The sequence below is a fragment of the Tamlana sp. 2_MG-2023 genome (assembly GCF_030548465.1).
GTDB lineage: Bacteria > Bacteroidota > Bacteroidia > Flavobacteriales > Flavobacteriaceae > Pseudotamlana.
Genome location: NZ_JAUOSF010000003.1, coordinates 257,133 through 274,351, shown reverse-complemented (window position 1 = coordinate 274,351; position 17,219 = coordinate 257,133). Strand labels below are relative to the sequence as shown.

Sequence of the window (17,219 nt, the reverse complement as noted above, 5' to 3'; positions counted from 1 at the left end):
GAAAGATCTTTTATTAAAACACACAAAATCAATGCATTTAATTTAGTATAAACACTTTTAGGTTCGTCTAAATTATTATTTATATTTGCGTAAATTAATTTTAATGAAATATCTAATAATATTTTTAAGCTTAACTTCAATTACCTTAAACGCCCAAGACATTACAGGGCGCGTTTTATTTGACGGCATGCCCTTAGCCTATGCCAATGTTTACATAAAAGGAACCTCTACGGGTACCACAACTAACGAAGACGGCAGCTATACCCTAAAAAATATCGCCACAGGAAATTATACCATCATAGCATCCTACACTGGTTTTGAACCACAAACAAAAAACATCAAGATGTCTAATAACGATGTGGTTCTAAATTTCAATTTGCAAGATTCTGCTATGCTAGATGAAGTGGTTGTTACCGGTACTTTAAAAGCCGTTTCTAGGCTTGAAAGCCCGGTGCCTGTTGAAGTTTACACGCCCACTTTCTTAAAGAAAAACCCAACCCCAAGTATATTTGAAGCCTTACAAAATGTAAACGGCGTACGCCCTCAAATAAACTGCAGTGTTTGTAACACAGGTGATATTCACATCAACGGCCTTGAAGGACCATATACTTTGGTTTTGATTGACGGCATGCCTATTGTAAGCGGGTTATCTACCGTTTATGGACTATCAGGAATCCCAAATTCATTAATCGAACAAGTAGAAATTATCAAAGGCCCTGCTTCTTCCCTTTACGGAAGTGAAGCCGTTGGCGGCCTCATTAACATCATTACCAAACTACCTGAAAACGCTCCCCTAGCATTTGCCGATACTTTTGTTTCGGGTTGGGGTGAGTGGAATTTAGATGCAGGTTTTAAGGCCAGAATAGGCCATACAGCTGATGTGCTTACAGGCATCAACTATTTTAATTACAGTAACCCTATTGATAATAACAACGATAATTTTACAGATTTAACCCTTCAAGATCGCGTTTCCATATTTCAAAAGTGGAATTTCAAACGTAAAGAAAACCGCGTTTTCTCTGTAGCGGGACGTTTTTTCTATGAAGACCGTTGGGGCGGAGAAATGCAATGGAATCCCTCCTACCGTGGTGGCGATGAAGTTTACGGCGAAAGCATTTACACCTCACGCTACGAATTACTCGGAAATTACCAATTACCCGTAGATGAAAGCATGATGCTTCAGTTTTCGTATACCGATCATAACCAAAATTCCGTTTACGGAAACACCCCTTATTTAGCCACACAACGTATCGGATTCACACAGCTTACTTGGGATAAACAGCTAAAAAACCATGATTTACTATTCGGTATGGCTGCTCGATATAATTATTATGATGATAGCACGCCTGCCACTTCAACGGCTGATGAAATCGTTATCCCATCATTATTCGTTCAAGATGAAATTAAACTGAATGCTAAAAACAATGTATTATTAGGAGCGCGTTACGATTACGACAAACGTCACGGTAATATTTTCACACCACGAATCGCTTACAGGTTCAAACCTTCTGAACATAATATTTTAAGGCTCAATGCAGGAACAGGCTTTCGTGTAGTAAACCTTTTTACTGAAGAACACGCCGCACTTACAGGCTCTAGAGATGTTATTATTACTGAAGAATTAAAACCAGAGCAATCCATTAATGTTAACCTCAATTATTTAACCAAACTGTACACTAAAAACGGACACATGTTTACGCTAGACGCTTCGGCGTGGTACACCTATTTTAGTAATTTAATTGCTCCCGATTATGACACAAATCCGAATCAAATCATATATGATAATTTAAACGGAAAAGCAGTAAGTAAGGGAATGAGTTTGAACATTGACACCATGCTCTCGAACGGCATTAAAATCATGGCAGGAGGCACCATTCAAGATGTTTCTCAAACAGAAGACGGCGTAAAACAGCAACAAATGCTCACCGAAAGTTTTACAGCCACTTGGGGCGTGACTTATAAAAACTACAAGTATAACACTTCGATAGATTACACTGGAAACTTATATGGCCCCATGCGTTTACCTCTCATTAGCGACACAGACCCGAGACTTCCAGAATCGCCTGTATGGAGTATTCAAAATATTCAATTCACTTTTGATGGTTTAAACAACTTTGAAATTTACGGAGGCATAAAAAACCTATTAAACTGGACACCAAACAATGGTAATCCTTTCATTATTGCTCGTGCAGACGACCCTTTTGATAAGGATGTTGTTTTTGATAATGACGGGAATGCGGTAGTCACACCAGATAACCCTTATGGTTTAACCTTCGATCCGGGTTATGTTTATGGCCCAAACCAAGGCAGACGTTTATTTTTAGGATTGAGATATACCATGAAGTAATTACGCTTCATCTAAAAGATAAGTCTCCAAAATTGAGCCACTAAAAAGCACACTATAAATCCTAAAATAACCGGCATAATAGAAGCCACCGCAGTCCATTTAGCACTATTAGTTTCTTTGTAAATGGTATAAATTGTAGTACTACATGGGTTGTGTAGTAAACTAAAAAGCATCAAGTTAATTGCCGTTAGGAGTGTCCACCCTCCAGCTTTCAAAATATCACCCGTAGCATTAATAGAATCTAACTCAAACATCACACCAGCTCCTGCACCTCCACCAATACCTGTTACCATAACCGTTAACATTAAAATGGTCGGAATAACAATCTCATTAGCTGGAATCGCTACAATATAAGCAAGTAAAATCACGCCGTTTAACCCTATAAGAAATCCGAAGCCATCCATACTATTTATTAACCAAGCGGCAATGGTTTCATCACCTATATGAAGATTAGAAATTAGCCAAATGACAGCACCAGCAGGGGCTGCAAAAACAATAGCACGCCATAAAACAATTAAGGTTCTATCAATTAAAGAGGTGTATATGGTTTTCCAAAAACGTGGCGGTCTGTACGGCGGTAATTCTAAATTAAAGGTAGATACTTCACCTTTTAAAACAGTTTTAGATAAGGCCCACGATACGCCAAACATAAAGGCCATGCCTAAAACAGCTATTCCAATCACTGCTAATAAAGAGGCAAAACTAGACATCGATTCTGGAACTACAGCACCAATAAAAATGGTGGCTATTAAAATCTGTGTCGGCCAACGCCCATTACACAAAGAAAAATTATTAGTAATAATCGCAATTAATCGTTCTCTAGGGCTATCAATAATACGCGTAGCCACAACACCTGCTGCATTGCAACCAAAACCCATGCTCATGGTTAAAGCCTGCTTACCATGCGCTCCAGATTTATTAAACAAGGCATCTAAATTAAAAGCCACTCGTGGTAGATAACCAAAATCTTCTAGAAGCGTAAACATGGGGAAAAATATAGCCATAGGCGGCAACATCACCGCGATTACCCAAGCCACAGCTAAATAAACGCCATCAATTAGAAACCCAGCAAGCCACCAAGGCATGTTAATGCTTTCGGCACCACTTTGTAATAAAGGGTGAATGGTATCTAAAAATAAAGTAGCTAACAAGGATGAGGGATAATTTGCTCCAATAATAGTAAGCCAAAGCACCGTTCCAAGTATTAAAAACATAATAGGAAAACCGAAATATTTACTCGTTACAATTTTATCGATTTTAGCATCTAATCGAAATCGTTTTTCAGAATCGCTTGTTTTAACGGTATCCTTAACAATATCGGCAGCATCGGCATAAATACCTTCGGTAAGATTATCGTGAAATTCGTCGCCAATTTGCCAACGTAATTCATTTGATAACTCTATTATATTTTCAATGTTATTCTCTTTCATAAGCTTTCAGCATTAAACAAATTCTCCTGATTTTAAAGCTTTAATAATTTCTTTATCCCCTTCTAACAAACGAAAAGCAATCCAACGGCTGTTTGGAATGTTTGGAAACTCTTTTTCAATTTCGGCAGTTAAGGTTTTAACGGCTTTTTCAATGTTTTCCGGCACATTTTTAATACGATGCGGCTTACAAACTATTTGTCCGCTTGCAATTTCACTCACCGTTTGAATCAATTCTGGAATCCCTTGGTTGAATCGCGCACTTGCAGGCACTACTGGAATTCCTAAATCTTTGGAAAGCGTACGCACATCAATTTCAACTTTATTTCGTTTGGCTTCGTCCATTAAGTTTAAACACAGAACGGCTTTATCGGTAATTTCTAAAATTTGAAGCACGAGGTTTAAGTTACGCTCCAATCTATTAGCATCAACCACTATAATGGTCACATCAGGTTTTCCGAAGAGAATAAAATCACGTGCTGTAGCTTCATCTTCTGAAGTTGATAGCAGTGAATACGTCCCCGGAAGATCCACCAACTTATATTTATCGGTGTTGTATTCAAATCCACCTTCAGCACGCATTACCGTTTTCCCTGGCCAGTTTCCAGTATGTTGTCTTAAGCCTGTTAAAGCATTGAAAACAGTACTTTTTCCTGTATTCGGATTTCCCGCTAAAGCCACAACAAAATCAAAATTGTCGGTTTGAATCCCTAATTTCTTTAAACCCTCTTTATTAAAATGAGAACAGGTTTCGCAAGCTGTATTTACTTTCGTTTCCATAGTTTAATCTTTTTTAATTAGGATTTTTGCCGCTTGATCATTCCGTAAAGCAATAGAAGTTCCTTTAATTAAGTAAGCGTTTGGCTGCCCCAGCGGGTTCACCAAATCGATACTAACGGTAGACCCTTTCACAAAACCAAGATCTAATAACCTTCTTCTGCTTTCGCCTCTACTTTCTCTTGAAATTCCAATAATTTTTGCGGTTTCATGTTCTGTTAGGCTTGAAAGTCTAGCAATATTATCTTCAATAACGATTTCCTTCTCAATGACTGCAACCGTAAGATTGGCGGCTACAATAGGCGCCAATTTAAATTCTTCACCTTCAGAACGAAAAACAATACGTGTCGAATTATTTTCAATGACTTTAAGCAAGGATCCTATATGAATGTTTTCAGCTAAAATTTGCTTATAAATAATATCTGGCTCATCTTCAATATGTGTAATTCTACCCACGGCTCCAACAGCTAAACGCGGTAATTCCACACCGTTAACTTGCGCCATTTTCCCTGTTCTGGTTGGAATTGGGTCACCATGCGGGTCAAATTTAGGATTACCCAATTGTGCGGAAAGCTCCTCGGCATCATCATGAGACAACTTATGTTCCATAGATTCCGCGCGGTCGTGCCATTCATTTTTATGAAACCCTGTTTTATCAGCCAAATAACGTTCCCATAGGCGGTGTACACGAACGATGCGTAGCGCGTAATCTCTACCTTTTTCGGTAAGTTTTAAAATATCAGATTCAAAGTAAATTAAATCGTTGATGGTCATTTTTTTAATGGCTTCAACAATACGGCCGTTATTAAAATCGAGTACTTGAACCAATGTTTTCATATCCACTTTATTTTCTGAATACTCAAAATGATAAAGCTGCTTTAAAACATCCTCGATAATTACCTTTTCATTACTTCTAAAATTCTTTTTCAGCAGCCAAAACCAACCTTTAACTGGTCTAAAAAAAACATAAAGCAAACCCACAATAATAAAGAAAATGACTAGTGCCGATATGGGATTGTAGTTATTCATATTATAAGCTTATGTATAAGTTTTTAGCAACCTCACTCGAAATAATCATTTTTTGCGATGCGGTTTCTATGGTTAGGGAATTATCGAAAGGTTCAAAATCGATTACCTTAATCGTATCTCCCAGGGCTAAATTATTCTTGTTTAAGTATCTTAAAAACACATCCGATGAATCTTTAACTTGAGCTAAAACACCTTCATTCCCTGGTTTTACTTCTAAAATATTCACGCTTTTAATTGGTGCATAATTCCCATCTTTATCCGGAATGGGATCACCATGCGGATCGTGTGTAGGAAATCCTAAAAGCGCATCCAGTTCATTCACTAATTTTAGAGATTTTATGTGCTCCAACTGTTCTGCCACATCGTGAACCTCATCCCAAGAGAAGTTTAATTTTTCAACTAAAAAGACTTCCCAAAGACGGTGTTTTCTAATCACCAAAGCCGCAGCCAATCGCCCTGATTCCGTTAAGGTAACCCCTTGATATTTTATATAATTCGCTAGATTCTTCTCAGCCAATTTCTTAATCATATCGGTAACCGACGATGCCTTGGAGTCGATTTTTTCAGCAATTGCGTTGGTGCTTACAGCCACACGACCTTGTTTCCCTAAATGGTAAATTGCCTTTAAATAATTTTCTTCTGAAAGTGTAACCATAACATTAAAATTCAGGCAAATATACAAAATTTCAATAGGCGTTAAAAATATTTTTAGATAAGACTAAAAACTAAACCAGTAGCTCATAAAGCCTATCTAGAACAAATAATTCACTTAAGAACATGTTTAGAATAAATTTCCTACATTTATAACATGGCAGAACACAACAAACTTGGAGAGAAAGGCGAACAGCTTGCTGTCGATTACCTCTTAAAAAACAACTATGAGATTATTGAACGCAATTATAGATTTGGTAAATCTGAAATTGATATTATCGCTAAAATAAAAGATACGCTGGCTGTTGTTGAAGTTAAAACACGTTCTACAGTCGAATTTGGAAATCCTCAAGATTTTGTAAAGCCCAAGCAAATTCAGCGCATGGTTTACGCCATTAATCATTATGTGACCAAAAACGATTTAGATGTTGACGTACGCTTTGACATCATTGCCATTGTGAGAACAGGTAAAACCTTTCAAATTGAGCATTTAGAGGATGCTTTTTATCATTTTTGAAAGATTTTGAGTTTCAGGTTTCATGCTTCAAGTTGTCGTTCCAAGGAAACGAGGAATCTCTTTCAATTTAGGCAATTGTCAATAGTCAACAGCCAAAGGTCAAGAGTATCTGTTTTCAGTAGTTCAGCCCTCGATTACACAGATAAACGGTTAAATGCATCAACAATACTGCAATTAATAATGAAAAATTAAAAACGGTCAACTTAGGGAAGTTCAAATCCACACGAAAGGTTAATCGTGAAACGTCACACGTGAACCGATTAATCAATAGTCAATAAAAAATTCACCTCCACGTTATTCCGCAACAATCACTTTTTTAGAAACTTCAGTGTTACCTGTTTGAACAGAGAATACATATAAGCCATTAGCTAATTGCACCGGAATTTCTATACGATTCTGTGTGCTGTTTAACTGTTGTCTATACACTATCTGACCTAAGGTGTTTACTGCAGATAAACTACCTATGTTGGTGTTTCTAGGGTTGTTGATGATGATGTTGTTGTTTTGTGAATGATAAAACAACTGCACCCCTAGTTTATTGCTTTCGTCTTCTATGTCTAAAGTTTGATCTGAAAAAGCAAGAGCGAAACGCCCAATAGTCTCTCCTTTACCAACCGTAGCATCATAAGGAGCCTGTTTTAAATCGTGGTAGGTATCATAATCTTTTAGATACACTTCGTAATTTTGTGAATCATTTTCTAACGAATCAATGCTAAAGGTTACAATACCACCATGGTCACTGGCTTTGTTTCTGGTTTTAACAATAAGCGGTAAAATGGTCGCAGCGTCAATTTTGTCTATACCCTGAATGATGTATTTATCGTTTTCTATTTCCCAAGACATGTCTTCTGGAACCTCTTCAATCAGTCTAGCATCGTAGCCCCAGTCAATATTTTTAGTTGCGCTGGTATCTACGGTAGCTAGTAACTGCCTTTGGTAACCTAGTGGTGAATTGTATTTTAATCTGATTTTAGGTCGGGTATCACCAGTTTTCGTATTTGTGGTTTTTGAAGTTTTTGTACTGCTTTCTTTTATAAAAATAGAGTTTCCTCCATTTTCCTTTTCAAATACACGTTGTGAGTTTTGAAAGGTAATTTCACCGCCTTGGTCTGCTTCAACGAAAAAACCTTGTGCCACAGGAATGAATTGGCCTGGTGTTGCAGAAGAATTGAAAGCACCAATACTTGGTGGTAAACTTGGAGCCGTTTGACTAACACTGCCTGTAGCTCCGGACAGACTATAGGTGGCATAGCCCCCTTCATAATCTGCTAAAAAGTGAGAATTACCCCCCGTATGTTCCCAGTAATATAAACTACCTGTGATAACATCTGGATTGTCATTAATAAATGCATGTGCATCGATAGCAGAAGAATACGGGTTTCCTATTAAATATTCGTTTCCTGCCGTTATATCTAACTTGATAGTACCGTTGTTAGGCATGCCTTCAAAAACATAGTTTTGTTCATCGGTAACCGCGCCAGTCCCAGGACCTTTCATAGTATAGCCCTCACCTGATTTTATAATACCTGTACTAAAAATACGCTGCCATTGCCAATAGTTATTATTAATTTTGTTAGAATAAATATTTATCCAGTAATCGGCAATTTGTAATGGAGTAGCTGTATCATTTCCATCATAACCACCTACAAAATCTATAGCATTTGTTGGATCTGTAGGATCTTTTAAAACACTAGCCACGGTATAAGTTGGGTTGGTGGGATTACTAGTATGATCAGAGTTTACCGGAGATGACCAATAGTTATAACTATACTTGTTATCTGTGCCCTGTTGGTCCCTCTCTAAAGAACCGGCACTAGCAACATCCAATTCACTGTCGGTTGTTTGTATAAGTTGGGATTCACCTTGCAAATCAATTTTTCCGTCTAGTTTTATATACCAGGAATTATAAAGACCTTTATCTCCATCCACTCTTATTTTTGTTCCGAGATCCATTAAAATACCAACCGTCCCTTGGGTATCGTAAGTTCCATTTATCACCAAATTATGTTTCACATGTATAATAGACGCGTCATCTGGGTTGTTTTGCTTTGTCGTAATATCCCAAACATCTCCATGTTCCCAAACATTTTCCGTAGTCCAAGTCCCTGTCTTTAGTGTCACATAAGGCATAGGAGCCGTTTGATGCAGAATGTCTTTTACATTGTAAATGGTGGCGTCGTCATTTCCAGTTAAATCTATTAATTGATCGTCCAGGTAGTTATCCATTCTATAATAACGCACTAAACGAGATGCTAAATTTGGCTCAATTTCTCTAGGAATAATTTTACCTTGACTAAAGTTAGTGTCATCCAATTCTTGATGAATCATACGCTTTATAGTTTCTTGGGAAAGGGCTTTGTCAAATACACGAACTTCATCGATTTCACCAAGGAAATATTCGAGATCTGGTTTTCTTGGATGTCTACCAATGGCGAAATTTAATCCAGTGGTATTTATTTGGACAGTTGATCTACCAACTTCTTCTCCATTTACATAAAACACCGTTTCTCCACTTCTATTATAGGATAATGCCACATGCACCCAAACTTTTGGTGCAATTGAAGTAATCTTAGTTTGTTCGGTTTGATTTATATATAAAGCATAATTATTGCCACCGTAATAAACCATATAAATATTATCCTGCCCCATAATAAAATTTGCCTTACCACCAGCTTCTGGCTTAGCCCAACACATTAAGGTAGCTTCGGCAGCTGCATCTAAAAATGGTGGAGCATCCACATAATCATTACGCCCATCAAAATACAAACTATAACTCCCATCTATGTCTCTTGGGGAACCGTAAACGGTATCGTCGCCATCTCTGGAATCCATGACACCATCGCCATCAGCATCATTACCATCATTGAGTACGCCATTAGCGTCAAAAAGATTAGGGTCTAAAATATCTAGTTGGGTGTAATCTAGAGTTGAACCGTCAGACATAGGGTCTTGATAGTTTGGCATCGTAGTAGCCAGTTCCTGTCCTGTATTTCCATAGGCTGTATAATCGGCTCCGGTATTAAAATCAAAAATATCTAAAATACCATCGCCAAAACCTACAGCATCAGCAACACCATCACCATCAACATCACGTTCTCTAAAGGTTTCCGATTCGGGACCATCCCCAACACCATTACCTGTAATATCGCCATCGCCATTTTGGAAATTAGCGTTATTAATATTTCCGCCTCCAAATTCATCGACATCGTAAATACCATCGTTATCGCTATCTAAATCTAGGTAATCGGGAACTAAATCGCCGTCGGTATCTACCAAAGTAGCACCTTGTGCAAGCACGTTAGGTTTTAGCCCGTTTGCATCTACGGCACCCACCAAAACCCCAGTTCCAGCGGTTGTACTGGCTTCTAATCCCACTTCAACCGCATCTGGAATACCATCGTTATCGCTATCTAAATCGAACATATCGGCAACTCCATCGCCATCTCTATCGCAAAGGGACTGTACTACTTCAATATCGTCAAGGGCTAAATCGTTTCCAGCTCCACCAGGACCTTCGTTTGTAAATCTTACTATAAATGCATTCTCTGTTGTAGTAAAGGTTTGTGTGAAATTTTTCCAAACAGATTCATCACATTGGTTGTATCCCGCATCCCCTGGGGTTAAATTGTCATTACATCGTGTAATTTCCCCAGTATGCAATGTTTTTATTAGGGTAGTTCCATCTAGTGCAAGTATTTCAACTTTTATTTCAGGCCTAAGTCTATGTCCGTCTGCTGGTATGGCTAGCCCAAGACTTGTATAAACATCATCCTTTCTATCAAGGTTAATAACCCAAAAACTATATTCCACTTCCACTCCAGGAATAATACCTGTTACTTCTGTTTGATAAAATACTCCAGGACTAACATCCGCATTAAATATTGCCATTTTACCATTTGTATCTCCAGTATGGTCATTAATTTGACCCCATGCTTTCCAGGCATAACTTGCGATATCTCCTCTGGTATGCCATGCCGTACCCGTACCCGGATCAGTTGCATCCACACTTAAACGCCAATTCACGGTGTATTCACCATCGGAAAAATCGAAATTACCACCAGCAGGAGGATTTGTACCATTCTCCTGTCTATAAGTGGTAGTGGCATCATACAAATTACTAAGCGTAGGCGATCGATCTGGCCCGGCGCCAAAAGTTTCGTTTAACAACTTATAACTTGTTAAAGTTGCCCCTATAGAGGTCGCGCAACCCGCTTGCTCATCAACATCACGAATACCATCATTATCGTCGTCTAAATCGACATCGTCATAAACGCCATCATTATCACTATCAAAAAAGATATGTTTTCCTTGCCCTTGAATGTTAATAACATAAGCTGCCGTATTTGGATCATTAGAGTTTATGGTCAATACATCTGTTTTAACACCTACGCTATTGGTATTAAAAGCAATCACAACATCTACAGAAGCTCCTCCAGCAGGAATTGTCACATTTTCCTGATTGGTTTGAATAGTAAAATCGGTTCCTGTTTGTAGAGAAATACTCCCTAAAACCAAGTCTTCACCACCTACATTAGAAATCGTAAAAGTTCTAGTCGTTGTTTGCGAAGTAACTTGCACACTTTTAAAGTCGGTATTATCAGCGGTAGATGGCGTATTATTTGGAGGTATGACAACACCTAAACCAGTTACCTCTATTTCTTGTGGTGGTATCGTAATACGCACTAAACCATTAGCGCCGTTACCACCATCTTGATTTGTTCCAGCAGCTCCTGCACCACCACCACCGTATACTGTTCCGTAGTTACCTAAGCTACCTGCTCCACTATCCCCCTTAGGATCTACTCCAAAACCTCCTGCTCCACTTGATGTCCCGGCAACATTATTATTTGGAACGCCACCAGGATTATTTCCATCCCTGGCATCACCTCCTGAAAAACCATCACCATCTGGTCCGGCTGCGCCACCACCAGCAGCAGAACGATAATCCAAGGAAGCAGTGGCGTTACCTCCTTTACCTCCATTTCCTCCTTGTGACTTATAATCTCCGATGGAACCACCTATAGTTCCACCTGCACCAAATGAATTGAAATTTCCTTGAATAGCTCCTTTTCCACCTTCTGCTTTTACCTCTACAGTACTACCTGAACCAAAAACTGGCTCTAAACCAAAGGTTGAATCGCCACCATCTCTCGCCGTTCCACTTAAACCCATGTTTCCTTCCCCTCCTGCTCCTACAATAATATCATAGACTTCTCCAGGAGTAACAGATAAAGTACTATGGACATAAGCACCGCCTCCGCCGCCTGCTCCGCATTCTGAAGCATTTAAAGTATTTGCTCCGGCACCACCGCCACCCCAAGCCTCCACAGTAATAGAAGTTACTCCTCCAGGCACGGTAAATGAATTGACACTTGTATAGTCGATTACAGTCTGTGCAAACAACTGTAGAGAAAATAAAAAAATGAAAACCGAACAACAATAGGTTAAGGGGTATGAAATTAATTTCATGATATAGCAATTTTTAAGGCTGTAGTTAGTTGTAGATACTGGCTGTAATTATTACTTACAAATATCTGAAAAAGCAAAATACAAAAAAAATTTACACCCTAGAATTAAACTAGACTATTGGTTAAAAAAGTCTATCAAATCTTCAATATGATCTGGTTTATCAACAATCACTTTATTTTTATCTAAAACAAAATAAGTTGGGGTACTAACAACACCATAAGCATTTCCAATGGTGTTCTCCCATTTACCTTTGCCGTAAATATGAATAAACTCTGGGTAATCTTTAATCACCTTTTTCCAATTTTCTAGATCGGCTCCGTCCTCTAAACCAATGGCAATCACTTTTAGCTTGCCTTTTTCTAGTTCATTTGTAAAAGATTTTAACTGCGGAATTTCATCTAAGCAATGCGAACATGAACTGCTCCAGAATACAATAACATAATTTTCAGCTCCAGTTAATTCACTTAATTTTGTACTGATTTTCTTATCCTTTTCACCAACAGTTATCGTGAAATTTGGCGCTTTATTTCCGTTGGAAATGTTTCTATATAATTTTAAAGCTTTTATTAATTCTTCATCTTTCAACACCGTAGCGATGGCTATTAAATAAGTTTCAGAAATATAATTAGCTACAGCCTCTTGTTTTAAATCGACCATTTCCTGCCACAAATCAAATAAAAGCATACGTTTAATTTCATTTGGGGCATCTTGCATCGCTTTACATAAAGCATCAATATTTGCTTTGTAATTTTCAACTTCATCTAAATCATTAGAAGTCATACCAAAAACATAACTCAGCATTTTTTCCTCAAGAAAACTAGAACTCTGTAGCGTTGGATTTTTAAAATCGACGTAATCAAAATAATGAGTTTTTAGTTTAGCAATGTAGTTTTTCGCTGTTAACGCCTTAGTTGGCACAAAAGGTTTATTAGCCTTGATAAACTGAAGAGCAATGGTGTTTTTAGCCGCTTTTTCAAAACTCAACTGCGTCTCTCTTTGTGTTTTAAAAATAGCGTTTAATGCGGTGGTATCTTTAGATTTACTCGTGTAATAATTTGTAACGCTATGAATCACCATAGCCATACTATTATGATATGATGCTAACAATTTATTTTCGTTCGATTTTAGGAATTTCACACCTGTTTCCGAATTAAATTTAAGCTCAATATCTTCTTTGTTATTATAAATGATATCAAAATTATAATCTTCTTGAGGTACTGCATACACCAAACGATACATACCTTTAGTGGCTGTAGAATCTAACTGAAACTTGAAACTGCCATCTTTTTGAATTTCTTCGCTGGTCACATATTCAGAAATCGTGGGTGTTACTTTGTACAGCAGGGCAATATTATAATCGGCTGCTGGTGTAAAAACACCTTTTATGGTATGCTGACCTAAAAGTACTGAGGGAAAAATGAGGGATAAAAAAAGTAATGATTTCAAAGTGATAATCGTATTTATTGGGTTTTCTCCTTTTTAAGGACGTTTAATTCAAATTTATCTTGTTTAGGCCTTAAAGGGGAAGATTGTTTTAAAAACAACTATCATTCCACAATAGGCTTTAGCGCCTCTAAGGCTTGTTTTACCGTTTTAATTTTGTCGAACGTTATCATTAAACGCAAACCATTTCGGGTTTGTTTTTCCTTCATCTTACAAGCATTAGGATGTGTTTGCACAAACATGAGTACTTTAGTAAAACTCGGACTCTGATAAAATCGACTTTGTTGATCGTTGATAAAATAACCGATAAGCTTCCCTTGTTTCATAATGACTTTTTCAAAGCCAATTTTAGTCGCCAACCATTTTATTTTAACACTGTTTAATAGATCGACAACCTGCGTTGGTAACTCACCAAATCGATCAATTAAATCCTTCTCAAAGATATGCAATTCATCCTCTGATTTTAAATTATTTAGCTGTGTATATAAATTTAATCGTTCAGCAATATTATTCACATAATCATCCGGAAAAAGCAGTGAAAAATCGGTGTCGATAGTAACATCTTTTACATAGATTTTATCTTCTTCAGGTTCATCGTATAAATCCTTAAATTCATTTTCTTTAAGTTCTTCAATAGCTTCGTTTAAGATTTTCTGATAGGTGTCGAAACCAATATCGTTCATAAACCCACTTTGTTCGCCGCCTAACAAATCACCAGCACCACGAATTTCAAGATCCTTCATAGCAATATTGAACCCACTTCCCAATTCTGTAAACTGTTCTAAAGCTGTGATACGTTTACGAGCATCATCGGTCATTGCCGAATATTCAGGAGTTATAAAATAACAAAAGGCCTTTTTATTACTACGCCCCACACGACCACGCATTTGGTGTAAATCACTTAGTCCAAAATTATTGGCATTGTTTATAAAAATGGTATTCGCATTTGGCACATCTAAACCACTTTCAATAATGGTAGTACTTACCAAAACATCAAAAGCACCATCCATAAAGGCTAACATGAGCGATTCCAATTTTTTACCTTCCATTTGACCATGACCCACAGCAATTTTAGCATCGGGCACCAAACGCTGAATCATACCAGCGACTTCTTTAATATTTTCAATACGATTATGAATGAAGAATATTTGTCCGCCACGCTCAATTTCATAACTCACGGCATCTCTAATGGTTTCTTCTGCAAAACGAATCACGTGACTTTCTATGGGATATCGATTTGGTGGCGGCGTTGTTATAACCGACAAATCTCGGGCAGCCATAAGACTAAATTGAAGCGTTCTAGGAATAGGTGTCGCGGTTAAAGTTAACACATCCACGTTATCTTTTAGGGTTTTTAACTTCTCTTTTACAGCAACTCCAAACTTCTGTTCTTCATCAACAATAAGCAATCCTAAATCTTTAAACTTTACATTTTTGTTTACCAATTGATGGGTTCCGATAATGATATCGACTTTCCCTTGCTCAAGATTTTCAAGGGTTTCACGCTTTTCTTTAGCGGTTCTAAATCGGTTCACATAATCGACAGTAACTGGAAAATCTCGTAGACGTTGTTTAAAAGTTCGTGAATGTTGGTATGCCAAAATGGTTGTTGGCACCAATACTGCCACTTGTTTACCGTTATCTACCGCTTTGAAGGCGGCACGTATAGCCACCTCGGTTTTACCAAACCCCACATCACCACAAACTAAGCGATCCATTGGGCGTTCGCTTTCCATGTCTAATTTAATATCGGCCGTTGCCGTACTTTGGTCAGGCGTATCTTCGTAGATAAAAGAAGCTTCCAACTCATGCTGCATGGAACTATCGGGTCTATATTGATAGCCTTTTTCGGTTTTGCGTTTCGCGTAAAGTTTTATTAAGTTGAAAGCGACATGTTTTACACGCGCTTTGGTTTTCTGCTTTAAGGTTTTCCAAGCGGTACTTCCTAATTTATAAATCTTAGGCGCTTTACCATCTTTTCCGTTAAATTTAGTGATTTTATGAAGCGAGTGAATGCTTAAATAAAGCACATCACGCTCGCCATACACCAACTTAATCGCTTCCTGTTTTTTACCTTCAACATCTATTTTTTGAAGTCCGCCAAAACGTCCAATCCCATGATCGATATGCGTTACATAATCGCCAATATCAAGATTTGTAAGCTCTTTTAAAGTAATCGCCTGCTTTTTAGCATAGCCATTTTTAAGCTGAAATTTATGATAGCGTTCAAAAATTTGATGATCGGTATAACACACTATTTTAGTATCATGATCAACAAACCCTTGATGCAAGGACAACACAATGGTTTGATAGGCGACTTCTTCTTCAGCATCATCAAAAATATCATGAAAACGTCTGGCTTGTTGTTCGCTCACACAGGCAATATAATTGGCGTATCCCTTATTATGCTTAATGTTTAAGTCTTCAATTAATAAATTGAATTGTTTATTAAAAGAAGGCTGTGGCGTCGTTTCAAAATCGATAGTCGTATACGGTTTCGAATTGGTTGACATGACAAAGGAATTACCAAATTCAATAATAGAAAAATCTAAAAGTTGACGTTTTAGTAATTTAGAATCGCAAAATAAAGCCTCTGGCTTGGCGTGTTTTATATCTTCAGAAAGCGTCTTGAAGGCTTCTTCAGCTTTTCCATAAAAATCATCTATCCTGGAAAATAGTAAATCAGCATTTTTTATACCTACTACGGTTTTCTGTGCCACATATTTTAAGAAGCTTTGCCTGCTTTCTTGCATTAATTTATTCGCAACATTCGGAATAATATTAATTTTTTTAATCTGCTCTATGGAAAGTTGGGTTTCCACATCGAAAGTTCTGATACTATCTACCTCATCTCCAAAAAATTCTATGCGATAAGGTTCATCATGTGAAAATGAAAAGACATCTACGATACCACCTCGCACGGAAAATTCTCCAGGTTCGGTAACAAAATCAACACGTTTAAACTTATACTCGAATAACACTTCGTTAACAAAATCGATTGATAAATTATCGTTAACGCCAACTTTCAAGGTGTTTCGTTCCAGTTCCTTTCGCGTGACTACCTGCTCAAAAAGCGCATCGGGATAGGTGACAATAATGGCTGGTTTTTTCTGTGAGTTTATCCGGTTTAAAACCTCGGCACGTAAAAGCACGTTAGCATTATCGGTCTCTTCAATATCGTAAGGCCTTCGGTAGCTTCCAGGATAAAACAACACATCCTTGTCTCCACAAAGTTGCTCGAAATCATTTAAATAATGTGCGGCTTCTTCCTTATCATCAAATATTAATAAAAAAGGCTTTTTAGCTTCTTTAAAAACACTTGAAACAACAAAGGATAATGCAGAACCAACTAAGCCTTTTAAATGTGTTTTGCTTTCAGTTTGGGCAATAGCATTTTGCAGATTTTGCGTTTGCAAAGCCTGTGCATAAGTTTTAGAGAGGGTAGATTTACTCACTTAAAATATTTTCATTTTGAATTGCAAATATAAGTAGCATATTGTTATTCTGAAATTTAGGAAACCTAAGTTATCAATTATTTAATATAAATCTTGCACCATTT

General features: G+C 37.5%; 7 protein-coding genes and 1 pseudogene. 2 read left to right on the top strand and 6 right to left on the bottom strand.

Annotated features, from left to right (window positions below):
* Positions 1-103 precede the first annotated feature (103 nt).
* Positions 104-2,347, top strand: coding sequence for a TonB-dependent receptor (locus Q4566_RS06570; protein WP_303419823.1), 2,244 nt, complete (start codon positions 104-106; stop codon positions 2,345-2,347).
* A gap of 11 nt (positions 2,348-2,358) precedes the next feature.
* Here Q4566_RS06570 and feoB read toward each other — a convergent pair.
* From feoB to Q4566_RS06555, 3 genes and pseudogenes are all read right to left on the bottom strand, one after another.
* A pseudogene (gene feoB, locus Q4566_RS06565) lies at positions 2,359-4,554 on the bottom strand (ferrous iron transport protein B).
* 3 nt (positions 4,555-4,557) lie between these two features.
* A complete protein-coding gene (locus tag Q4566_RS06560) occupies positions 4,558-5,580 on the bottom strand; it encodes a metal-dependent transcriptional regulator (protein WP_303419821.1) in 1,023 nt (340 codons plus the stop codon).
* A gap of 1 nt (position 5,581) precedes the next feature.
* Positions 5,582-6,235: a metal-dependent transcriptional regulator gene (locus tag Q4566_RS06555; RefSeq protein ID WP_303419819.1), complete on the bottom strand. Its 654-nt coding sequence runs from the start codon at positions 6,233-6,235 to the stop codon at positions 5,582-5,584.
* A gap of 153 nt (positions 6,236-6,388) precedes the next feature.
* Between Q4566_RS06555 and Q4566_RS06550 the strand changes: the two genes are divergently transcribed.
* Positions 6,389-6,748, top strand: coding sequence for a YraN family protein (locus Q4566_RS06550; RefSeq protein WP_216066614.1), 360 nt, complete (start codon positions 6,389-6,391; stop codon positions 6,746-6,748).
* A gap of 294 nt (positions 6,749-7,042) precedes the next feature.
* Here Q4566_RS06550 and Q4566_RS06545 read toward each other — a convergent pair whose 3' ends face one another.
* The 3 genes from Q4566_RS06545 to mfd form a co-directional block, all read right to left on the bottom strand.
* On the bottom strand, positions 7,043-12,217 hold the full coding sequence (locus Q4566_RS06545; protein ID WP_303419816.1) for a LamG-like jellyroll fold domain-containing protein: 5,175 nt from the start codon (positions 12,215-12,217) through the stop codon (positions 7,043-7,045).
* Positions 12,218-12,331: 114 nt separating this feature from the next.
* Positions 12,332-13,663 carry a peroxiredoxin gene (locus Q4566_RS06540; protein WP_303419814.1) on the bottom strand — a complete coding sequence of 444 codons (1,332 nt, stop codon included), beginning with the start codon at positions 13,661-13,663 and terminating at the stop codon, positions 12,332-12,334.
* Positions 13,664-13,764: 101 nt separating this feature from the next.
* Positions 13,765-17,115, bottom strand: a complete 3,351-nt coding sequence (mfd, locus tag Q4566_RS06535) for a transcription-repair coupling factor (RefSeq protein WP_303419812.1) — start codon at positions 17,113-17,115, stop codon at positions 13,765-13,767.
* Positions 17,116-17,219 lie beyond the last annotated feature (104 nt).